This window comes from Ramlibacter sp. MMS24-I3-19 (genome assembly GCF_050320135.1).
Classification (GTDB): Bacteria; Pseudomonadota; Gammaproteobacteria; order Burkholderiales; family Burkholderiaceae_C; genus Ramlibacter.
Genome location: NZ_CP190017.1, coordinates 1,376,159 through 1,397,971, shown reverse-complemented (window position 1 = coordinate 1,397,971; position 21,813 = coordinate 1,376,159). Strand labels below are relative to the sequence as shown.

Sequence of the window (21,813 nt, the reverse complement as noted above, 5' to 3'; positions counted from 1 at the left end):
AGGGTCACGAGAGCCTCCGCCGCATGTGTTCGCGGCAAGCCTGCGCGAACGCCTCCAGCGTGCGCGCGTAGAACGGGTGCTGGGCGTGGCGCCATTCAGGGTGCCACTGCACGCCGAACGCGAACGACGGCGCATGCGCGACCCGCACGCCTTCGATCAGGCCATCGGGCGCGTGCGCCTCGGCGATGAGGCCCTGGCCCAGCTTGCGGATGCCCTGGCCGTGCAGCGAGTTGACATGGGCCCGCGTGCCGCCGGCCCATTGCGCGAACGCGCTGCCCGGGGCGAGCAGCACGTCGTGGCGCTCGGCGAACTGCAGCTCGAGGTCATCGGACTCGGGCTCGCGGTGGTCCATCAGGCCCTGCTCGGTGTGCACGCGCTGGTAGAGCGAGCCGCCAAGCGCGACGTTCATCTCCTGCAGGCCGCGGCAGACGCCGAGCATCGGCGTCCCGGTCCGGATCGCCTCGGGCACCAGCGCCATCGTCAGTGCGTCGCGGCGCGGGTCGAGCAGGTCGGTTTCGAGCGCCGAGGCACCGAAGCGCGACGCATCGACGTTGGACGGCGAGCCGGTGAGCAGCACGCCGTCGACGAACTCGATCAGCTCCGGCACCTGCGGCACGCCCGCCATCGGGAACAGCACCGGCTGCATCCCGAGCTCGCACACGGCCGCCGCATACCGATCGGCCAGCACCGTGTAGCCGCCGGGATCGGACAGGTCCAGGTGGCGGTGGCAGGCTGGCAGCCAGACCAGCGGCTTGTGCGCGGACATGAAGCATTCTGCGCATGGCCTGCGCTGGCGCGGCCGCTGCAGAAAGCGCGTCCGCGCGTCGGACGCTTCCGATGGGTCCGCTGGTGCTCAGTTCGCCTTCCCCAGCCCCAGTTTCTCGACCAGCGCCTTCTCCGTCGCGTACGTGTCCTGCGCGAACTTCGTGTACTGCTGCGGGCCCATGTACATGGGCAGCATGTCGTAGCGGGCGAGCGACTGCGCGTAGCTGGGCTCGTCCATCGCCTTGCGGAACGCGTCGTGCAGCTTCGCCACCACCTCGGGCGGCGTGCCGCGCGGCGCGCCGATGCCGAACGGCGAGTTCTGCACGATGTTGATGCCCAGCTCCTTCAGCGTGGGCACGTCGGGGAACTTGTCGAGCCGCTTCTCGCCCCAGGTGTTGAGCACGCGGATCTTGCCGGCCTGCACCAGCGGCGCGAAGCCGGTGGAGTCGGCCGCGGCCATGATGTGCCCGCCCGTGATCGCCTGCGCCAGCTCGGCGCTGCCCTTGTACGGAATGTGGTTCAGCTGGATGCCGACCTGCTGCGCGATCAGCTCGGTGGTCAGGTGCGGGCTGGTCAGCGTGCCGGTCGAGCCGTAGCTCAGCTTGCCCGGGTTGGCCTTCGCATACGCGACGAAGTCGTTCCAGTTCCTGATCGGGCTGTCGGCCGGCACCACGATGCCGAACGCATAGCCGGTCACGTTGATGACGTAGCTGATGTCCTTGACCGGGTCCCAGTTGATCTTCGTCGTGTAGGGCAGCCGGAACACGCCCAGCGGGATCTGCGCCAGCGTGTAGCCGTCGGCGGCCGTGGTCTGCAGCAGCTGCGCCGGCAGGGTGCCGCCCGCGCCGGGCTTGTTCTCCACGATCACCGGCTGCCCGAGCACGCGGCTCGCGTTGTCGGCCAGCTGGCGCATCGTGATGTCGGTCGGGCCGCCAGCGGGGAACGCGATCACGAGCCGGATCGGTTTCGCGGGAAAGGTGCCTTGCGCGAATGCAGGCAGCGCAGCGGTCGCTGCGGCTGCAACGGCGAGGTGGACGAGGTGGCGGCGTCGCATCGGATCTCCTTCGTGTGTGTGCTTGGCGAAAGGAGACGATTGGGCCGCATGCGCCACCCGCGCTCAATCGGGACTCACCCGGCGACTGTCACCTGCGAGTCTCCGTGCCCTCACGCACCCGCGAGGCTCGCGAGATAGCGCTCCAGCACCGCGAGCTCCGCCGCGCTCGGCGCCCCGCGTCCCGTCGCCACCGCGTACACATGGCCGCGGAAGGTGGCCGCAGCGCCGCTGAGGGGATCGCCCCAGCCCACCAGCATGTCGGCGAATGGCGCGGCGCCGAACGTGCGCGCGCCGCTGGCAGCGACCGCGGAATTCACGCGCAACTGCTGCGTGCCCGGCCCGCTCGCGAGGCTCACGACCGACACCGCGCCGGCCGCGAGCTGCGGGCCTTGCAGCACCAGCGAGCCGCCACCGGCATCGGCCCAGCGCGCCTGGGCCTGCCCGTTCACGACCGCAAGTTCCGCATGCGAGGGATCACCGGCCACCGTCGCCTGGAACACGGTGCCGCTCGTGCCTGCCGCTGGCAGCCCGATCGCGGCGACGGCGAAGTGCGGATCGGCGACGCCGTACGGCAGGCGGTTCCGCGCGTTGGGGTCGGTGCCGGCCGCCACCACCTTCTTGCACCACAGGCCCGTGGCGCCGTCGGCGGTCAGGTCCAGGTGCGGCCGCGGCGCGGTGCGCATCAGCGGCGGCTGCAGCGGTCCCATCCCGGGCTGCTCCTGGTTCATCCAGTTCAGCATCTCCATCGCGTTGCCGTCGCTGGAGCCGTAGCCCGAATCGGAGACGGCCCGCAGCGGATCACGGTCTGCCGCGGGACGTCCGAGCAGGTAGTCGGTGTAGCCATCCGCCATGTTCCAGAGCGGCCCCGCGTAACGCGCAAGGATGGCGCGCGCGGCGTCTTCGAGATTGGTGGCCGCGTACGCCACCGGATCGGCCAGCGCGTACACCTTGCGCGGCGGAGGCACCTGCGCCGCACCGGCATAGCGCAACGTCGACACGCTGCCGGCCGGCGGCGCGAAGGTGAAGCTGTCCTCGCCATTGGCGCCCGCCGGAATGACCAGCGTCTGCTTGCTGAAGGTGCCGCCGTTGTCGGCGCTCACGGTCAGCGTCACCGCGTTGGCGAGGTTGCCGCGTGCGTAGACCGTGATGGTCACCGGCGCGCCGTCGGCCGACCAGCCGCCGCCATCGTCGAACAGCGTCGCGCGATCGATGCCGGCCACCGACTTGAGCACCCCGCCCACCAGCGGCTCCAGCGTGCGGTTCTGGTGCCAGCCCGGCACGTGGTTGATGCCGTGGCTGCGCGCGAGCCAGTGGCTGCCGCCCACCCAGCTCTGGATCTCCCAGCCGTTCTGCCAGGTGAAGGCGGCCATGCGCCGGAACGCCTCGATCCAGTGCGCGTCGTCGAACGGCATGCCGGTCTCGGTGAGCGCGATGCGCGTGCCGTGCGCATGCGCCCAGTCGGTCGCGATGCGCATGCGGTTCAGGCCCGTGTCGAGCGTCACCGGCCCCACGCCGAAGCCGGCCGTGTAGTTCTTCGCCACCTCCAGGTCCCAGTCGAAGCCGTTGCCGTTGTTGAAGGCATCGACGTAGCTGTGCACCTCGTAGACCAGGTCGCTGCCCGCCAGCGGCCATTCGGGGTTGAACTCGGGTCCGATGTTCATCGCGCCGCCCCAGTCGTTGCCGGCCACGTAGATCGGTCCCTGCGGATCGACCGCGCGGATCGCGGCGACGGCGGCACGCGCGTAGGCGGGCCAGATCGACAGGTCTTCGCCGCCGGTGTTGTCCGAGCCCGCGGTCTGGCCCGGCCGCGGCATGTCGTGCGGCTCGTTCATCAGGCCATAGCCGCCGAAGCCCGGGTGGTCCTTCCACCGCTGCGCCACGCGGGTCCAGAAGTCCGTGAAGGCGCGCTGGCTCAGCGTCGTGCCCGGCGCCGTGGCGAAGATGCGCGTGAACACCTGTGATCCATCGGTGGTGTACGCCTGCAAGCTCGGGTCGGGCGGCGCGGTGAGGCCGATCACCGACCCATCGGCCTGGTAGCGAAAGTCGATGTAGCGGCAGTAGTTGTGCAGGTCGAGGATGCAGCGCGCGCCCACCTGCGCATGGGCGTCGAGCACGCCCTGGATGAAGTGCGCCTGGGTCTCGTTCAGCGCGCCCGGCTCACCCAGCAGCGCGCGCACCTGCGCATTGGCCGGCGTGTCCACCAGCACCGGCTGCAGCAGCTCCCACATGATCGGCAGCCGGTTCTTGCCGAAGCCGTTGGCGGCGAGCCAGCGCACGTCGGCGGCACGCGGGACGGTGTAGTCGAGGTTCGGCCGCGTGTCCGCACTGCGCCGGATGTTGGACGCCCACTCCAGCCCGGAGAGGTTGGTGCCGAGCGTTGCGACCGGGGGCACGGCCGGCTCGGCCGGTGCCGCCGGCGCGGGCGCCGCGCCTGGCCCAGCCGCTGGCCCAGCCGCTGGGCCAGCCGCTGGGCCAGGAACGGGCGCGCCTCCGGCCGACGCCGGTCCGGGCGCAGGGCCGGCGCCAGGCGACCCTCCTCCTCCACCGCCACCACACGCGGCGAGTCCGAACAGTGTCAGCACGGCCGTGCTGACCGCCCCCTTGTGGAATTCGCGTCTTCGCATCGGCCCCGCCCGAGCCCGGCCCATGCCGGGCGATGAGGGACCAGTGTCGGCACCGCTGGAGGGCCCGCCTGTAAGGCGAGCCCTTCAGCAGTAACGGTCCGCCGTTTGCAACATGGCCCGTTCGGGCGCTTGCGATGCGCGTGTCACGCGCGCTCGAGCACCGGCTGCAATGCGAGACCCGTGTGCGTGCGCAGGCGCACGACGTCCTCGGGCGACGCGCTCGCCACCACCTGCCCGCCGGCGCTGCCGCCATCGGGACCGAGGTCGACGATCCAGTCGGCTTCGGCGATCACGTCGAGGTCGTGCTCGATCACCACCACGCTGTGGCCGCCGTCGACCAGCCGGTGCAGCACGCGAATCAGCTTCTCGACGTCGGCCATGTGCAGGCCCACCGTCGGCTCGTCCAGCACGTACAGCGTGTGCGGCGCCTTCTGCCCGCGGCGCGTGACGTCGTCGCGCACCTTCGACAGTTCGGTGACCAGCTTGATCCGCTGCGCCTCGCCGCCCGAGAGCGTCGGCGACGGCTGGTCCAGCGTGAGGTAGCCCAGCCCCACGTCCTTCAGCAGCTGCAGCGGATGGCTGATGTTCGGCATCGAGGCGAAGAACTCCACCGCCTCGTCGACTTCCATCTGCAGCACGTCGCCGATGCTCTTGCCGCGCCAGGTGACGGCCAGCGTCTCCGGGTTGAAGCGCGCGCCGTGGCACGACTCGCAAGGCACCTTCACGTCGGGCAGGAAGCTCATGCCGATCGTGCGCATGCCCTGGCCTTCGCAGGTCGGGCAGCGGCCCTCGCCCGTGTTGAACGAGAAGCGCGCCGGGCCGTAGCCGCGCGCCTTCGCTTCCAGCGTGTCGGCGAACAGGCGGCGGATGGTGTCCCAGAAGCCGATGTAGGTGGCGGGACAGGAACGCGGCGTCTTGCCGATCGGCGTCTGGTCGACCTCGAGCACGCGGTCGACGGACTGGTAGCCGTCGAGCGACGTGCAGCCGGTCCAGGCGGGATGCTTGCCGCGGTCGTCCGCGTCGCGTCCCGCCTTGGTGCTGCGCTGCTGCACCGCCGCCTGCACGTTGTGCAGCAGCACGTCGCGCGCGAGCGTCGACTTGCCGGAGCCGGAGACGCCGGTGACGACGACGAGCCGCTTCAAGGGCACGTCGACGTCGACCTGGCGCAGGTTGTGCAGGTCGGCGCCGCGGAGGTGGAGGAAGCCATCCCCACCCCCGGCCTCTCCCGCCGGCGGGACAGGAAGCTCCTTGGTGCTCTTGGCGCCCTTGCCCTTGCCCCCTCTTCCCTCCGGCGAAAGGGCTGGGGCGCCGAACCCGTTCACCACCCTCCGCGGCTTCAGCGGATGCCGCATCGCATGCAGCAGGTACCGCCCCGTCAGCGACTCCTCGCTCGCAGTCAGGTCCTGCGCGCTGCCCTGCGCGATGACGCGCCCCCCGCGCTTGCCCGCGCTCGGGCCGATGTCGATGATGTGGTCGGCGCGGCGGATGGTGTCCTCGTCGTGCTCCACGACCACCAGCGTGTTGCCCTTGTCGCCCAGCTTGTGAAGGGCATCCAGCAGGATCTGGTTGTCGCGCGCATGCAGGCCGATGGTGGGCTCGTCCAGCACGTAGCACACGCCCTGCAGGTTGGATCCCAGCTGTGCGGCCAGGCGGATGCGCTGCGCCTCGCCGCCCGACAGCGTCGGTGCGCCGCGATCGAGCGTCAGGTAGCCCAGCCCCACTTCCTCCAGGAACTCGAGCCGGCTGCGGATCTCCGGGATCAGGTCGCGCGCGATGCCCTGCTCGCGCTGGCTGAGGCCGCCCTGCGCCTGCAGCCGTTCGATCCAGCGCCGCACGTCGCTCACCGACAGCGAGGCGATCTCGTCGATGCCGAGGTTGGCGAACTTCACCGCGCGCGCCTGTTCGTTCAGGCGCGTGCCCTCGCAGCGCGGACACACCTCGTCGGCGACGTCCTCGACCTCCGGCTCGCCGAAGGTCTGCTCGCGGCCCTTGGCGTCGTCGGCCTGCACGGTGTCGTCGAACGCCTTGCGCTGCTCACGCGTGAGCTTGACGCCGGTGCCCACGCAATCGGGGCACCAGCCGTGCTTGCTGTTGTAGGAGAACAGGCGCGGATCGAGTTCGGCATAGCTGGTGCTGCACACCGGACAGGCGCGCCGCGTGGAGAACACCTCGAGCTCGCCGATGTGGTGGTGCTTGTCGTGGCCGTCGGCGAACGCGCGGCGCAGTTCGTCCAGCGGCGCCAGCACGTGCAGCACGCCCTTGCCGTGCTCCAGTGCCTCGGCCAGCTTGCGGCGCAGCAGGTCTTCATTGGCCGGCGTGACGTCGAGGTCGCACACCGGCAGCTCGATCGTGTGTTCCTTGAAGCGGTCGATGCGCGGGAAGCCCTGCGTCGGCAGGAAGTTGCCGTCCACGCGCAGGTGCGTGTAGCCGCGCGGCCGCGCCCAGTCGGCCAGCTCGGTGTAGACGCCCTTGCGATTCACCACCAGCGGCGCGAGCAGGCCCACGTGCTGGCCGCGGTAGCGCTTCAGGATCTGTGCCGCGATGCTGTCGGGCGTCTGCGGCTTGACCTCGGCGCCGTCCTTCACGCAGTGCTGCACGCCCAGCTTGACGTACAGCAGGCGCAGGAAGTGCCACACCTCGGTGGTGGTGCCCACCGTGGACTTGCGGCCACCGCGCGACAGGCGCTGCTCGATGGCCACCGTCGGCGGGATGCCATACACGGCATCGACCTCGGGCCGGCCCGCCGGCTGCACGATGCTGCGCGCATACGCGTTGAGCGATTCCAGGTAGCGCCGCTGCCCTTCGTTGAACAGGATGTCGAACGCCAACGTCGATTTGCCCGAGCCCGACACGCCGGTGATCACGCTGAACTTGTTGTGCGGGATGTCGACCGACAGGTTCTTCAGGTTGTGCTCGTGCGCGTTGACGATCTGGATCGCGGGCGGGCCCGACTGGCGCCGCGCGCGCGGCCCCTCGCCGCCCTCCTCGAACCCGGTGGGCATGGGCTCGCCGACGCCCAGCGTGCCGTCGTAGTCGCGCAGCGCCTTGGCGGTGTGCGAACTCGGATGCTCCTTCACCACGTCCGGCGGCCCTTCGGCGATCAGCAGGCCACCTGCATCGCCGCCTTCGGGACCAAGATCGATCAGCCAGTCGGCGGCGCGGATCACGTCGAGGTTGTGCTCGATCACCACCAGCGAATGCCCCGCCTCCAGCAGCTTGCGCAGCGCGCGCATCAGCTTGGCGATGTCGTCGAAGTGCAGGCCGGTCGTCGGCTCGTCGAACAGGAACAGCGTGCCCTTGGTGGCCAGGCCCTGGCGCGAGTTCGACGACGACTTCGCCGCGTCGGCCAGGAAGCCGGCGAGCTTCAGCCGCTGCGACTCGCCGCCCGACAGCGTGGGCACGGGCTGGCCCAGCTTCACGTACTCGAGGCCGACGTCCACGATCGGCTGCAGCGCGCGGATCACCTCGCGGTCGTTCGCGAACAGCTGCGCGGCTTCGCTCACCGTGAGCTCCAGCACGTCGGCCACGTTCAGCACGCGCGGCTGCACGGCGCCGATCGGCTGCCGCTCGATCGTGACCTCCAGGATCTCGGGCCGGTAGCGCTTGCCGTCGCAATCCGGGCAGCGCAGGTAGACGTCGGAGAGGAACTGCATCTCCACGTGCTCGAAGCCCGAGCCGCCGCAGGTGGGGCAGCGGCCATCGCCGCTGTTGAAGCTGAACTTCGCGCCGGTGTACCCGCGCTGCCGCGAGAGCGCGCTGGTGGCGAAGATCTCGCGGATCGCGTCCCACGCGCCGACGTAGCTCACCGGGTTGGAGCGCGCGGTCTTGCCGATCGGCGACTGGTCGACGAACACGACGTCGCCGAGGTGGTCGGCGCCAAGCAGCCGCTCGTGGTGGCCGGGCGTTTCGGTGGCGCGGCCGAAATGCCGCAGCAGCGCGGGCGCCAGGATGTCCTGCACCAGGCTGGACTTGCCCGAGCCGGACACGCCCGTCACGACCACCAACCGCTGCAGCGGGAATTCCACCGACAGGTTCTTCAGGTTGTGCTCGCAGGCGCCTTCGAGGATCAGGCGCGGCGTGGCGTCGGTGACCGGGCGCCTGAACCCCATGCCCACGTGCTTGCGGCCGCCCAGGTAGGCGCCGGTCAACGTGTCGGCACTGCGCAGGTCGCGCGTGGTGCCGTCGAACACGATGCTGCCGCCCTTCTCGCCCGGGCCCGGACCCATGTCGATCATGCGGTCGGCGGCGAGCATCACGGCCGGGTCGTGCTCCACGACGACGAGCGTGTTGCCCGCATCGCGCAGGCGCTTCATCGCCTCGGTGATGCGGTGGATGTCACGCGGGTGCAGGCCGATGCTGGGCTCGTCGAGCACGAACAGCGTGTTGACCAGCGAGGTGCCGAGCGCGGTCGTGAGGTTGATGCGCTGCACCTCGCCGCCAGACAGGGTGCGGCTCTGGCGATCGAGCGTGAGGTAGCCGATGCCGACGTCGACGAGGTACCGGAGGCGGGTGGTGATCTCCTCGAACAGGAGTTTCAGCGCCGCATGCTCGCCTTCACCCGCCTGATCGCCGGCGCGCGGCTCCAGCCGCGCGAAGAACGTCCGGAGCTTGTCGATCGGAAGAAGCATGAGGTCGTGCAAACACAACCCGGGCAGCGCTTCCAGCTGCTCCCGCGACCACGCCACGCCCACCGGCATGAAGCGCTTGCCCGGCGCCAGCACCGCGTCCGCGTCCTCCTTGCTGCCCAGGCGCCACAGCAGGCTCTCCAGCTTCAGCCGCGCGCCGCCGCACGCCTCGCACGGCGTGTAGCTGCGGTACTTGGACAGCAGCACGCGGATATGCATCTTGTAGGCCTTGCTCTCGAGGTACTCGAAGAAGCGCTTGATGCCGTACCACTGCTTGTTCCAGTTGCCCTCCTTGTAGTTGGGCGTGCCATGGATCACCCAGTCCTTCTGCTCCTTCGTGAGCTTGGACCAGGCCGTGTCGCGCGGGATGCCCGCGGCTTCCGCATGCCGCATCAGGTCGTCCTGCGCTTCGGACCACGCGGGCGTCTGGATGGTCTTGATGGCGCCAGCGCGCAGCGTGAGCTTGTCGTTCGGGATCACCAGCCCGTAGTCGACGCCGATCACGCGCCCGAAGCCGCGGCACACCTCGCAAGCGCCGACCGCGGAGTTGAACGAGAACGCCGACGGGATCGGGTCGGCGTAGCGGATGTCGCTGTCGGGGCAGTGCAGGCCGGTGGAGAACTTCCAGACCTCGCTGTCGGTCTCGCTCGTCGCGGCATACACCGCCATGCGTCCCGCCCCGCGCTTCAGCGCGGTCTCGATCGCCTCGATCGCACGCACCTTCTCCACGCCCTGGATGCGGAAGCGATCGGCCACCACGTCGAGCACCTTGCGCGGACCGGTGGGCGTGGCCACTTCGCGTTCGGCCTGCACGCGCGTGAAGCCGCTGGCCGCGAGCCACTGCTCCACTTCCTCGGGCGTGGTGCTTGCGGGCAGTTCGACCGGAAAGGTCACGACGAGGCGCGGATCGCTCTCCTTCGTCCGCGCCATCAGTTCCGCATACACCGTCTCCGGCGTGTCGTGGCGCACGCGGTGCCCGGTCTTGCGGTCGAACAGTTCGGTGGCGCGGGCGAACAGCAGCTTCAGGTGGTCGTTCAGCTCGGTCATCGTCCCGACCGTGGAGCGCGACGACCGCACCGGGTTGGTCTGGTCGATCGCGATCGCGGGCGGCACGCCATCGACGCGGTCCACCGCCGGCTTGTCCATGCGGTCGAGGAACTGCCGCGCATAGGCGGAGAAGGTCTCGACGTAGCGCCGCTGCCCCTCGGCGTACAGCGTGTCGAACACCAAGCTGGACTTGCCCGAGCCGCTGGGGCCGGTCACCACCGTCAGCTCGCCGGTGCGCAGGTCGAGGTCGAGGTTCTTGAGGTTGTGCTGCCTGGCGCCGCGGATGCGGATCAGTCCCTGGGTCATTCGGCTGGTTCTTTCTGGAGGAGGCCGAAGATTCTAGGGAGGTGCAGCGCGGCAGGAGCGCGCAAGGTCTTGCGGCATTCCTTCCGGTTTCGGCGGTGCGCGGGCGGACGAAGTGCGACTTCCTTCGCAGGCCGGATGGGGTGTGGAAACGAAAAAGCCCGCGGCACGGGCCGCGGGCTTTGCCCGAACGAGCCGTCGCCGGCGTCAGTCGTGGGCGTAGATGTCCACGTCCTTGGTCTCGCGCACGAACAGCATGCCGATGACGAACGTCGCCGCCGCCACGATGACCGGGTACCAGAGGCCGTAGTAGATGTCGCCCGTGGCCGCCACCATCGCGAACCAGGTGGTGGGCAGCAGGCCGCCGAACCAGCCGTTGCCGATGTGGTACGGCAGGCTCATCGAGGTGTAGCGGATGCGGGTCGGGAACAGTTCCACCAGCATCGCCGCGATCGGGCCGTACACCATGGTCACCAGGATCACCAGGTACACCAGGATGGCCAGCACCGTGCCGGTCTGCATCTTGGCCTTGTCGGCCGGCTGCGTCAGGCCGTTGGCCTTGGCACTGTCGGCGACCTGCTTGCGGAAGTCGTCGATGGCCTTCTTGGCGTCGGGTGCGAAGCCGTTCTTCGCCGCGTTCAGCGAGCCGGTGGGCGCGGTGAAGGTCTTGTCGGCGATGGTGATCGTCGCCGGGGCGCCGGCGGCGCCCTTGACGTTCTCGTACGGGATGTACGACTGCGCGAGGGCACGCTTGGCGATGTCGCACGAGCTCAGGAAGTCGATCTCGCGCGCGATCGGGCTGCCCTGGAACGAGCACTGGGCCGGGTCGGCCGTGACCGACACGTGCGCCTTCTGCTGCGCTTCATAGAGCCCCGGGTTGGCGGCCTGCAGCAGCTTGGGGAAGACGAAGAAGTAGGTCAGCGCCGCGAGCAGGCACCCCGCCATGATGATCGGCTTGCGGCCGATCTTGTCCGAGAGCGCGCCGAACACGATGAAGAACGGCGTGCCGATGGCCAGCGAGCCGGCGATCAGCAGGTTGGCGGTGGTCGCGTCGACCTTGGCCACGGTGGTCATGAAGAACAGGGCCTGGAACTGCCCCGTGTACCAGACCACGGCCTGGCCGGCAGTCAGGCCCAGCAGCGCCAGGATGACGATCTTCAGGTTCTTCCACTCGCCGAACGATTCCTTCAGCGGCGCCTTGGAGGTCTTGCCTTCGGCCTTCATCCGCCTGAACGCGGGCGACTCGTTGAGCGACAGCCGGATCCACACCGAGATGGCCAGCAGCAGCAGCGAGACCAGGAACGGGATGCGCCAGCCCCAGTCGGCGAAGTCCTTGGGCGCCATCCACTCGCGCACGCCCAGGATCACCAGCAGCGACAGGAACAGGCCCAGCGTCGCGGTGGTCTGGATCCAGGAGGTGTACGCACCCCGCTTGTCGTGCGGCGCGTGCTCGGCGACGTAGGTCGCGGCCCCGCCGTACTCGCCGCCGAGGGCCAGGCCCTGCAGCAGCCGCAGGCCGATCAGGATGACCGGTGCGGCGACGCCGATCGAGGCATAGCCGGGCAACAGGCCGACGATGAAGGTCGACGCGCCCATGATCAGGATGGTGACCAGGAAGGTGTACTTGCGGCCGATCATGTCGCCGAGGCGGCCGAACACGATGGCGCCGAACGGGCGCACCAGGAAGCCGGCGGCGAACGCCAGCAGCGCAAAGATGTACGCCGAGGTCGGGTCCAGCCCGGCGAAGAACTGCGTCGCGATGATCGGCGCGAGCGACCCGTACAGGTAGAAGTCGTACCACTCGAACACCGTCCCGAGCGAGGACGCGAAGATCACCTTCTTCTCTTCGCCAGTCATCGGCCGGTTGACGGCCCCTGCTGCAGCAGTTGCTGTTGCCATGCGCGTGTCTCCTTGCGGTGGCCCGACATGGGCACCTCCGGCCATTGTTCGAGCCGCCTCTGACCGCGCGCTTGCGCGAATCCAACGCAGACTGACGAATTCAGGGCAAACCCGAATTCGTCATTTCACGATGCGAGGAGAAGTGGGTCGCGAACGAGGGCGCCGGCTCGGCGGCAGTGCCGCCAGCTCAGCCGCGTGCAGGCCGCACGGCGCCGGCCGCAGCCTGCGCGGCCGCGTCCCAGTGCGTGTCGAACCAGGCGTCGCCCTGCAGGTAGGCGCGCAGCATGGGCAGGGCATCGAAGCCCCAGAACAGCTTGTCGTCGACCGCGAAGGTGGGCACGCCGAACAGGCCCCTCGCGATCGCGTCCGCCGTTGCGGCCTTCAAGGCGTCCTTCACGTCGTCCGATGCGGGATCGCGCGCTGGCGCCAGCTGCTGCTGCAGGGCTTGCAGGCGCGTGGCATCGGCCGCGTCGGCGCCTCCGCGCCACACGTGCCGGAACAGGACCTCGCACACGTGGCGGTTCGGGCCGCAGGCCAGCGCCAGCCGCAGCAGGCCGAGCGGATTGAAGGGATGCGCCGCCGGCATCTGCATCGGGATGCCGTGCACGTGCGCCTGCCACAGCACCTGGCGGTAGGTCCACTCGCGCTTGCCGGGAATCTCGGCCGGCCCGAGCTGTCCATGGTGCTTCAGCAATCCGGCGAACAGGATGGGCCGGTAGTCCACCGCATAGCTCAGGCCCTGCAGCGCCTGCGGCAGCTGCTCGAACGCGAGGTACGCGTAAGGCGACACGAAGTCGAGGTAGAAGGTGATGGGCTTCATGGGTGACGCTCCAGGCCGGGCTCGGTCTTACTCCCTCTCCCCGCGGGAGAGGGTCGGGGTGAGGGCAGCGGCCCGTTCTTCCAACCGCTGCCAGACCTCGCGCCGCCGCGCATCATCCAGCGAGCCCCACGCGGTCACTTCCTCGATCGTGCGCAGGCACCCTTCGCAGAACCCGCTGCACGGATCCATCCGGCAGACGTTGTTGCACGGGGATGGCACCGGCTCGCCCGGTCCGAGCGCAGCCACCTCGGGCACCATCGCTTGCACGTGCCAGGCGGCCGCGATCATGCAGCGGGCTCCTGCGCGACGTCGGCGACCGGGGCGCCGCCCGTGAGCCGCTCCAGGTCGTGCGGCCGCAGCCTGAACACGCCATGCGGATGTCCCGCCGCCGCCCAGATCTCCTCGAAGCGGAACAGCTCGCGGTCGATCAGTGTCACCGGCGGCTGCAGGTGCCCCACAGGCGCGACGCCACCGATCGTGTAGCCGGTGCGCGCCTTCACGAAATCGGCATCGGCGCGGCCGGTCCTGCCCACGATGGCATTGACCTTCTTCTCGTCGACGCGCCGATCGCCCGAGGTGATCACCAGTACCGCGGCATCGTCGGCCTTGCGACGGAAGATGATGCTCTTGGCGATCTGCCCGACCGCGATGCCGAGCGCATCTGCCGCCTGCTGCGCGGTGCGCGCGGCGTCGTCGAGCATCACCGGCGCATGCGGATGGCCGAGGTCCTGCAGCACGCGCGCGACGCGCTGCACGCCTTCGGGCAGCGAGGTGAGTTCAGCGCCGCACATGGCCAGCTTCCCCGGACGGCCGCACCAGTCCTGTCATCCCGGCGAAGGCCGGGATCCAGTGCGGCGCTCGAACCAGCCCCGCCGCTGGATTGCGGGTCAAGCCCGCAATGACACCTTCCCGGCTCACCCTGCCCTCTTGTTCAGGATCGCCGTGCTCGCGCGCGAGTTCGGCTTGCGCTGCAGGAAGTCGCTGATGTACTTGCCGGCGTCGATCAGCTTGTCCAGGTCGATGCCGGTGGCGATGCCCATGCCGTGCAGCATGTAGACAACGTCTTCCGTCGCCACGTTGCCGGTCGCGCCCTTGGCATACGGGCAGCCGCCCAGTCCGGCCGACGAGGTGTCGTATTGCCAGATGCCCATCTCCAGGCTGGCGAGCGTGTTGCCCAGCGCCTGGCCGTAGGTGTCGTGGAAGTGGCCCGAGACGCAGTCGATGTCGTAGTGCTTCAGCGCCGCCTCCATCGCGGCCTGCACCTTGCGCGGCGTGCCGACGCCGATGGTGTCGGCCACGCCGATGTGCTGCACGCCGATCTGCTTCATCAGCCGCGCCACCATCTCGACCCGCTCGGGCGCGACCTCGCCTTCGTACGGGCAGCCCACGGCGCACGAGATCGCGCCGCGCGTGGCGATGCCCTTGGCCTTGGCCGCTTCCACCACGGGCGCGAAGCGCTCGATGCTCTCGGCGATCGAGCAGTTGATGTTCTTCTGGCTGAAGGCCTCGCTGGCGGCGCCGAACACCACGATCTCGTCGGGCCTGCTGGCGACCGCGGCCTCGAAGCCCTTCATGTTCGGCGTCAGCACCGAATAGCGCACGCCCGGCTTGCGGTGGATGCCCGCCATCACCTCCGCGGCGTCGGCCATCTGCGGCACCCACTTGGGCGACACGAAGCTGGTGACCTCGATCTCGGTGAGGCCCGCGTCCTGCAGGCGATGCACGAGGCCGATCTTGATCTCGGCGGGCACGTGGCCCTTCTCGTTCTGCAGGCCGTCGCGCGGACCGACGTCGACGAGCTTGACCCTGGATGGCAGTTGCATGTGGTTCTCCGCTTGCGTGTGTTCAGTATCCGCGCTTCAGGTCGACCACGCCGGGCACCGGCTCTCCGCGTTCGAGCGCGCGGATCTTGCCGGCGATCTGGGCCACGCTGGCCTCGCGGTCGGTACGGGCCGAGGTGTGCGGCGTGAGGACGATCTTCGGGTGGCCCCAGTACGGGTGCTCGGCCGGCGGCGGCTCCTGCCGCAGGACATCGAGCATGGCGCCCGCGAGCTGGCCGCTTTCCAGCAGCGGCAGCAGGTCGTCCTCGACGAGATGGCCGCCGCGCGCGACGTTGATGAGATAGCCGCCGGGCTGCAGCCGTCCCAGCGTGCGCCGGTTGAGGATGCCTTCGGTCTGCGGCGTCAGCGGCAGCAGGCACACCAGGATGCGGCTGGCGGCGAGGAACGCATCGAACTGGTCCTCGCCCGCATGGCACTGCACGCCATCGACCTGCCTCGGCGAGCGGCTCCAGCCGCGCACCGGGAACTCGAACTGCCGCAGCGCCTGCGCCACGCGCGTGCCCAGCACGCCCAGGCCCATCACGCCGACCGGGTAGTCCTCGCGGCTGCGCGGCTTGCGGAAGGTCCACTGGCCCTGGCGCGTCGCCTGCTCGTAGGCGTCGAACTCGCGCAGGTGGCGGATCGCGGCCTGGCAGACGTACTCGGCCATCTGCACCGACATGCCGGCATCGTCGAGGCGCACCAGCTTCGCCTGCGGCGGCAACCGCAACTTCAGCAGCGCATCCACGCCGGCGCCGGTGTTGAAGATCGCCTTGAGCCGCGGCTGCTCGTCGAACAGCTGCTGCGGCGGCGCCCAGACGACGACGTAGTCGGCCGGCGGCGCGCCGGGCGCCCACTCGGCGACCTCCGCGCCGGGCAAGGCCGCACGCAGGAGCTCGATCCAGGGAGCGGCCTTGGTGCCTTGGGCGTAGTAGTAGATGCGCATGGCGGGATTGTGGCGGAGGCCCCAGGAACAGCCGAACGCAAAAGACGCGAAAGGAACGCGAAAAACGCAAAAGAAAACCTTGAATATCTTTCGCGTCTTTTGCGCCTTTTGCGCCTTTTGCGTCTTTTGAGTCTTTTGCGTTCGGCTGTCCGCCTTCTATCCAGCCGCCAGTTTCAGCAGCTCCGCCCCCTCGGCCACCTGGTCCCCGGGCGCGTACAGCAGCTCGGCGATGGTGCCGTCGGCCGGCGCGGCGATGGTGTGTTCCATCTTCATCGCCTCCATCACGGCCAGGGCCTGGCCCTTCTTCACCGCGTCGCCCGCCTTCACCGCGAACGACACCACCTTGCCCGGCATGGGCGCGGTGAGGCGGCCACCTTGGCTGTCGCCCTCGCCGGCGTGCGCCAGCAGGTCGATCGCGACGATGCGAGTGGCGCCCTGCGGCGTGAACACGTGGTCGGTCTCGCCGGTGGCATCGACGCGAGCGAGCGTGCGTTGCCCGGCGAACTGCAGGTCGATGGCATCGCCGCGCGGCGCGAACACCAGCGGACCGGACGTCTCGCCGACCGACATCTGCAGCGAGCCGTCGTGCAGGTAGCGCAGCTCGGCCTGCTCGGTGGCGCCGCCGAACTCGAACGCGAAGCGGCGCGTGGCCACGCCATAGGCGCGCCAGCCATCGCTGCGGCTGAACGGATCTGCACGCTCCTCGCGGCGTTCTTCCAGCAGCATGCGCACGACTGCGGCGGCAGCGGCCAGCGGGAGTCCCACCTTCTCCTGGTGGAACAACGCCGCCTGCTCGCGCGGGATCAGCGCGGTGTCGAGATCGGCCTGCGCGAACGAGCGGCTCTGCACCACGTGGCGCAGGAACTGCACGTTGGTGGCGACACCCACGATGTGGGTCTGCGCCAGCGCCTCGTCGAGCCGCGCCAGCGCCTGCTCGCGGGTGGCGCCATGCACGATCAGCTTGGCGATCATGGAGTCGTAGAACGGCGAGATCGCATCGCCCTGGCGCACGCCGGCGTCGATGCGCACCGGCGCGGCGTCCGCTGCGCCCTCCTCGCTGCGACGGAAGGCGACGTGCGCAGGCCAGCGCGCGACGTCCATGCGGCCGGTAGCCGGCAGGAAGTTGTTGTCGGGCGTCTCGGCGCAGATGCGCGCCTCGATCGCATGGCCGTGGATGCGCAGCTGGTCCTGCTTCAGCGGCAGCGGTTCGCCGGACGCGACACGCAGTTGCCACTCGACGAGATCGAGGCCGGTGATGGCTTCGGTCACCGGATGCTCGACCTGCAGGCGCGTGTTCATCTCCATGAAGAAGAAGTCCATCTCGCCCCTGCCGCGCTGCTCCACGATGAATTCCACCGTGCCCGCGCCGACGTAGTTCACCGCACGCGCCGCGGCCACGGCCGCTTCGCCCATGCGCTGGCGCATGGCCTGCGACAGTCCCGGCGCCGGCGCTTCTTCCAGCACCTTCTGGTGCCGCCGCTGCACGGAGCAATCGCGCTCGAACAGCCAGACGTAGTTGCCGTGCGTGTCGCCGAACACCTGGATCTCGATGTGCCGCGGCCGCTGCACGTACTTCTCGACCAGCACCGCGTCGTCGCCGAAGCTGTTCTTCGCCTCGCGCTTGCACGAGGCCAGCGCGGCATCGAAGTCCTCGGACTTCTCCACCGCGCGCATGCCCTTGCCGCCGCCGCCGGCACTGGCCTTGATCAGCACCGGGTAGCCGATGCGGTCGGCCTCCTTGCGCAGCAGCGCGGGTTCCTGCTGGGCGCCGTGGTAGCCCGGCACCAGCGGCACGCGGCCTGCTCCATCAGCCGCTTGGACTCGGCCTTCAGACCCATCGCCTGGATCGCCGAGGCGGGCGGCCCGATGAACACCAGGCCCGCATCGGCGCAGGCCTGCGCGAACTCCTCGTTCTCGCTCAGGAAGCCGTAGCCAGGATGGATGGCCTGCGCGCCCGTCGCCTTGGCGGCCGCGATGATGCGGTCCCAGCGCAGGTAGCTGTCCTTGGGGGCGCTGCCGCCGATGTGCACGGCTTCGTCGCAGGCGGCGACGTGCTTGGCGTTCGCATCCGCATCGGAGTAGACGGCGACCGTTCGGATGGCAAGCCGTTTCGCCGTGGCCGCCACTCTGCAGGCGATCTCCCCGCGATTCGCAATCAGGATCTTCTTGAACATGCTTCTAGATCTCCCGCGGCAGCCGGCGCCCCGCCATCAATTCGCGCACGCCGCGCACCACGGTCTTGAGGAACTTGACCAGCACCACCAGCAGCACGATCGCGAGCACCACGCTCACGACGAGCACGATGGTGAAGATGGCCGGATGCGTGGCCGACAGCCACAGCAGGAAGACGACGAAGCCGTCCTCGAACAGCGACATCGACCAGTTGGAGAACGGCTCGGGCGATGTGTTGGCCGCGGCGCGCGCCGTCATCTTGGTGGCATGGCTGGTGGCGGCAAGGCTGCCGCCCACCAGCGCCGCGATCCAGCCCATGGCCGCATCGTTGGCGCCCAGCGCGCCGGCGGCGAGCGCCGCGCCGGCCGGGATGCGGATGAAGGTGTGCACCGCATCCCACACCGAATCCACCAGCGGGATCTTGTCGGCGAAGAACTCGACGAACACCATGAAGCCGCTGGCGGCCAGCACGCCCGGGTGCTGCAGGATCTGCAGGCCCGAAGGCAGGTCGATCCAGCCGAGGTAGCCCGCCAGGTCGGTGAGGAACACGGCCGCGTACAGCCGGAAGCCGCTCGCCCAGCCGAGCGCGGCGGCCAGCGCCAGCAGCTGCGGCGGTTGCATGAGGGTGGGGATGTTGTCCATGGCGCTTGGATCAGCCGGGCAGCAGCCAGTTCGGCTTGCGCTTCTCCAGGAACGAGCGGACGCCCTCGCGCCCCTCGTCGCTGGCGCGGATGTCGGCGATGCCTTCCACGGTGCGGCGGATGAGGCCCGGGGTGATCTCATGGCCGGCCACGTCGTGCACCAGCTGCTTGCAGGCCTTCACGGCGTTCGGGCCGGCGTTGACCAGCGCGGTGGCGATCTCGTGCACCTTCGCGTCGAGCTCGGCCTGCGGCACGACCTCGTGGACGAAGCCGATGCGGTGCGCCTCCGAGGCGGGGAAGCGCTCGGCGGTGAGGAACCAGCGGTGCGCCGCGCGCGTGCCCATCGCGCGGACCACGTAGGGGCTGATGGTCGCCGGGATCAGGCCCAGCCGCGTCTCGCTGAGGCAGAACTGCGCGCTGTCCACCGCGACGGCGATGTCGCAGGCGGCGACCAGCCCCGTGCCGCCGGCATAGACGTCGCCCTGCACGCGCGCGATGGTGGGCTGCGGGCAGGTGTCGATCACCTCCAGCATGCGCGCGAGCCCCGCGGCATCGGCGAGGTTCTCCTCGCGCGTGTAGCCGGCCATGCGCTTCATCCAGTTCAGGTCGGCGCCGGCGCAGAACGCCGGACCATTGGCGGCCAGCACGACACAGCGCACCTCCGGCCGCTTGCCGAGCTCCAGGAACACCGCCGTCAATTCGGCGATGACCTCGTCGTTGAACGCGTTGCGCACGTCGGGACGATTCAACGTGACGGTGGTCACGCCGGCATGGGTGTCGAGGAGGAGGTGCTTCATGGGACGAGCCTCAGGGTTGCGTGACGGCGCTGGCAGGCGACATGCCCGGGTCGAGATCACGGGCCAGCGGGCTGGGTTCCTTCACCCAGACGACCGAGTTGTTCACGGCGTACAGCTTGCAGGGTCGCTTGGCCGCGCGCTCACATCCCAACAGCGCGCGCTCGCCCGGATCGACCGGCATGTCGGGATCCTTCGGGCGCGTCGTGGCCGTCTGCCAGAAATAGCCGTTCGGGGCGATGGCAAAGGCGCGCGGCAGCGGGTACTTCAGCCACTCCTGGTAAACCTTGCGCCCGCGCTCGCTCAGGTAGGGAACGGCGTCCACGTCGTCGATGGCGGCGAAGCCACTCGCGATCGCGTGCACGCCCGCTGCAGGAACTGTGGAGGTCGGCGCTCCAGGCTGGGCCGGCTGCGTAGGTGCCACCGGCACTGGAGGCCGCAAGGAGGCCGCCACCTGGGTGGCCGGCTGGACTGGCGGCGGCGAGGCCGGCCGCAGCGAAGTAGCGACCGTGTTGCCGCCGGTACCCGGTGCGCGCTTGGCCAGCATGGTCGGATCCGTGGTGCCGGCAAGCTCGGCCACGGTGAGCTCGGAGAAGCGGTCGTAGAGCCAGTTCATGCGCATGCCGTCCTGCCCGCCGCCCCAGCCGCCCAGGCCGTACGAGGCCGCAACCTTGTAGCCATGCACCTGGCGGCCCCGCGCGTCGAACACGCGCACGTAGCCATCGATCTGGTCGGTGCCGGCCATGATGCCCAGGAGGACCGCCGCCGCCGCCGACCGCACGCGGAAGCTGTCGATCGTGATCTCCACCCGGTGCGTGCCCTGCGCATCGAGCAGGTTGTTGGCCTCGAGCCGCCGCCGCACGAACTCACCCAACTCGCGGGCGTTGAACTGCGGGTTGTCGGCCTGCAGCTGGCGCGCGGCATCCGTCAGCACGACGTCGACCGCCGTGTACCGGCTGCCGGCGATGCGTCGCGATCCACCGTTGGTGTCGCGCTGGATGGTCCCCGAGCAAGCCGCGAGCAGCAGGGCCGCCGTGCCGACCACCATCCATTTCATGAGCGTGAACATCGGTCCCTCCTCGTCGTTGGTGCGATCCATGGTAGTGGGAGGGTTGCGCCGGCGCACGCTCAATAGCGCTTGGCGACCTCCTCCAGCATCACTTCCGTGGCGCCCCCACCAATGGCCAGGATGCGGGCGTCGCGCCAGAGGCGCTCGATCGGGGTCTCGCGCATGTAGCCCATGCCGCCGTGGAACTGCTGGCAGGTCTGCACCACCTCGTTGACCAGCTCGCCGGTGAGTGCCTTGAGCATGGACACGTCCTGCACGATGTCGTGGCCCTGGGTGACGCGCCAGGCGCACTGGTAGAGGAACGCACGCGCAGCGCGCGTCTTCGCATCCATCATCGACAGGCGCTGCCGGATCGTCTGCTGGTTCCACAACGGACCGCCGAACGCCTGCCGCTGCCGCACGTAGTCCAGCGTGAGGCGCAGCGCCTGCTGGCAGTGGCCGACAGCCATGGCGGCCAGCGCGATGCGCTCGGTCTGGAAGTTCTTCATCACCGAATAGAAGCCCTTGCCCTCCTCGCCCAGCAGGTTGGCGGCGGGGACGCGCACGTTGTCCAGCACGAGTTCCGCGGTGTCGCTGGAGAGCCAGCCGGTCTTCTTCAGCGCGCGTCCGACGGAGAACCCCGGCGTGCCCTTCTCGACGATGAACATCGAGACCTCGCGCTTGCCAGGTCCCGTCTTCGCCGCGATGAAGTACAGGTCGGCATGGACGCCGTTGGTGATGAACATCTTGGTGCCGTTCAGCACCCACTCATCCCCATCCCGCTTCGCCGTGGTCCGAATGCCCGCCACATCGCTGCCCGCGCCGGCCTCGGTGATGCCCACCGCCGTGATCAGCTCGCCGGCGACCACCTTGCGCAGATACTTGTCCTTCTGCGACGGCGAGCCCGCGTGGTGCAGGTGCGGGCTGGCCATGTCGGTGTGCACCAGCACCGTGATGATGAAGCCCGCGTACGTCGACTGCGACAGCGCCTCGGCGAACACCAGGTTGGTCAGCGCGTCCGCCTCGGCGCCGCCGTACTGCGATTCGTACATCAGCCCGAAGAGGCCGGCCTGGCCCATGCGGCGCAGCACGTCGCGCGGCACGAAGCCCTGCTCCTCCCACGCGTCGGCCTTGCCGTCCACCTCGCGGGCGAGGAAGCGCGCGACCTGGTCGCGCAGGGTCTCGTGCTCGGGGGCGTCGTAGATGGTCGTGGTGGTCATGCGGTTTCCCTTTGTGTCGTCCCCGCGGAGGCGGG

At 69.6% G+C, this 21,813-nt stretch carries 14 protein-coding genes and 1 pseudogene; all 15 read right to left on the bottom strand.

The annotated features are described in order from the left end of the window. Positions 1 to 4: 4 nt before the first annotated feature. The gene (locus ACPWT1_RS06895) at positions 5 to 766 is read right to left on the bottom strand and encodes a gamma-glutamyl-gamma-aminobutyrate hydrolase family protein (RefSeq protein ID WP_427914635.1); all 762 of its coding nucleotides are present in this window, start codon (positions 764 to 766) and stop codon (positions 5 to 7) included. An 87-nt stretch (positions 767 to 853) separates the two neighbouring features. Next, positions 854 to 1,819, bottom strand: a complete 966-nt coding sequence (locus tag ACPWT1_RS06890) for a tripartite tricarboxylate transporter substrate binding protein (protein WP_427914634.1) — start codon at positions 1,817 to 1,819, stop codon at positions 854 to 856. 110 nt (positions 1,820 to 1,929) lie between these two features. Beyond that, complete coding sequence (locus ACPWT1_RS06885) at positions 1,930 to 4,212, bottom strand: glycoside hydrolase family 5 protein (RefSeq protein ID WP_427914633.1); 2,283 nt, start codon at positions 4,210 to 4,212, stop codon at positions 1,930 to 1,932. Positions 4,213 to 4,586: 374 nt separating this feature from the next. Beyond that, positions 4,587 to 10,421, bottom strand: a complete 5,835-nt coding sequence (gene uvrA, locus ACPWT1_RS06880; protein ID WP_427914632.1) for an excinuclease ABC subunit UvrA — start codon at positions 10,419 to 10,421, stop codon at positions 4,587 to 4,589. 204 nt (positions 10,422 to 10,625) lie between these two features. Next, positions 10,626 to 12,317: an MFS transporter gene (locus tag ACPWT1_RS06875; RefSeq protein WP_427914631.1), complete on the bottom strand. Its 1,692-nt coding sequence runs from the start codon at positions 12,315 to 12,317 to the stop codon at positions 10,626 to 10,628. A gap of 187 nt (positions 12,318 to 12,504) precedes the next feature. Then, on the bottom strand, positions 12,505 to 13,137 hold the full coding sequence (locus ACPWT1_RS06870; RefSeq protein WP_427914630.1) for a 2-hydroxychromene-2-carboxylate isomerase: 633 nt from the start codon (positions 13,135 to 13,137) through the stop codon (positions 12,505 to 12,507). Positions 13,138 to 13,164: 27 nt separating this feature from the next. Beyond that, the gene (locus ACPWT1_RS06865; protein ID WP_427914629.1) at positions 13,165 to 13,425 is read right to left on the bottom strand and encodes a DUF1289 domain-containing protein; all 261 of its coding nucleotides are present in this window, start codon (positions 13,423 to 13,425) and stop codon (positions 13,165 to 13,167) included. After that, a complete protein-coding gene (locus tag ACPWT1_RS06860; RefSeq protein WP_427914628.1) occupies positions 13,422 to 13,928 on the bottom strand; it encodes a YbaK/EbsC family protein in 507 nt (168 codons plus the stop codon). The genes ACPWT1_RS06865 and ACPWT1_RS06860 overlap by 4 nt, the downstream gene beginning before the upstream one ends. 123 nt (positions 13,929 to 14,051) lie before the next feature. After that, positions 14,052 to 14,960 (bottom strand): hydroxymethylglutaryl-CoA lyase, encoded by a 909-nt coding sequence (locus ACPWT1_RS06855; RefSeq protein ID WP_427914627.1) that lies wholly within the window; start codon positions 14,958 to 14,960, stop codon positions 14,052 to 14,054. 22 nt (positions 14,961 to 14,982) lie between these two features. Next, positions 14,983 to 15,903: a 2-hydroxyacid dehydrogenase gene (locus ACPWT1_RS06850; protein WP_427914626.1), complete on the bottom strand. Its 921-nt coding sequence runs from the start codon at positions 15,901 to 15,903 to the stop codon at positions 14,983 to 14,985. 156 nt (positions 15,904 to 16,059) lie between these two features. Then, a pseudogene (locus ACPWT1_RS06845) lies at positions 16,060 to 18,077 on the bottom strand (acetyl/propionyl/methylcrotonyl-CoA carboxylase subunit alpha). Positions 18,078 to 18,081: 4 nt separating this feature from the next. Beyond that, positions 18,082 to 18,717, bottom strand: a complete 636-nt coding sequence (locus ACPWT1_RS06840) for a DUF4126 domain-containing protein (protein WP_427914625.1) — start codon at positions 18,715 to 18,717, stop codon at positions 18,082 to 18,084. A gap of 10 nt (positions 18,718 to 18,727) precedes the next feature. Further along, positions 18,728 to 19,513 carry an enoyl-CoA hydratase/isomerase family protein gene (locus tag ACPWT1_RS06835; RefSeq protein WP_427914624.1) on the bottom strand — a complete coding sequence of 262 codons (786 nt, stop codon included), beginning with the start codon at positions 19,511 to 19,513 and terminating at the stop codon, positions 18,728 to 18,730. Positions 19,514 to 19,523: 10 nt separating this feature from the next. After that, positions 19,524 to 20,609, bottom strand: coding sequence for a DUF4410 domain-containing protein (locus ACPWT1_RS06830; protein WP_427914623.1), 1,086 nt, complete (start codon positions 20,607 to 20,609; stop codon positions 19,524 to 19,526). 29 nt (positions 20,610 to 20,638) lie between these two features. Next, entirely contained in the window at positions 20,639 to 21,778 is a 1,140-nt protein-coding gene (locus ACPWT1_RS06825) for an acyl-CoA dehydrogenase family protein (RefSeq protein WP_427914622.1), read from the bottom strand. Positions 21,779 to 21,813: the final 35 nt, after the last annotated feature.

What these genes read in the sequence shown, in the direction of transcription:
- uvrA (WP_427914632.1), bottom strand. Translation starts at nt 10,421, where the DNA reads ATGACCCAGGGACTGATCCGCATCCGCGGCGCCAGGCAGCACAACCTC.
- ACPWT1_RS06855 (WP_427914627.1), bottom strand. Translation starts at nt 14,960, where the DNA reads ATGCAACTGCCATCCAGGGTCAAGCTCGTCGACGTCGGTCCGCGCGAC.
- ACPWT1_RS06840 (WP_427914625.1), bottom strand. Translation starts at nt 18,717, where the DNA reads ATGGACAACATCCCCACCCTCATGCAACCGCCGCAGCTGCTGGCGCTG.
- ACPWT1_RS06830 (WP_427914623.1), bottom strand. Translation starts at nt 20,609, where the DNA reads ATGGATCGCACCAACGACGAGGAGGGACCGATGTTCACGCTCATGAAA.
- ACPWT1_RS06825 (WP_427914622.1), bottom strand. Translation starts at nt 21,778, where the DNA reads ATGACCACCACGACCATCTACGACGCCCCCGAGCACGAGACCCTGCGC.
- ACPWT1_RS06850 (WP_427914626.1), bottom strand. Translation starts at nt 15,903, where the DNA reads ATGCGCATCTACTACTACGCCCAAGGCACCAAGGCCGCTCCCTGGATC.
- ACPWT1_RS06890 (WP_427914634.1), bottom strand. Translation starts at nt 1,819, where the DNA reads ATGCGACGCCGCCACCTCGTCCACCTCGCCGTTGCAGCCGCAGCGACC.
- ACPWT1_RS06895 (WP_427914635.1), bottom strand. Translation starts at nt 766, where the DNA reads ATGTCCGCGCACAAGCCGCTGGTCTGGCTGCCAGCCTGCCACCGCCAC.
- ACPWT1_RS06875 (WP_427914631.1), bottom strand. Translation starts at nt 12,317, where the DNA reads ATGGCAACAGCAACTGCTGCAGCAGGGGCCGTCAACCGGCCGATGACT.
- ACPWT1_RS06860 (WP_427914628.1), bottom strand. Translation starts at nt 13,928, where the DNA reads ATGTGCGGCGCTGAACTCACCTCGCTGCCCGAAGGCGTGCAGCGCGTC.
- ACPWT1_RS06835 (WP_427914624.1), bottom strand. Translation starts at nt 19,513, where the DNA reads ATGAAGCACCTCCTCCTCGACACCCATGCCGGCGTGACCACCGTCACG.
- ACPWT1_RS06870 (WP_427914630.1), bottom strand. Translation starts at nt 13,137, where the DNA reads ATGAAGCCCATCACCTTCTACCTCGACTTCGTGTCGCCTTACGCGTAC.
- ACPWT1_RS06865 (WP_427914629.1), bottom strand. Translation starts at nt 13,425, where the DNA reads ATGATCGCGGCCGCCTGGCACGTGCAAGCGATGGTGCCCGAGGTGGCT.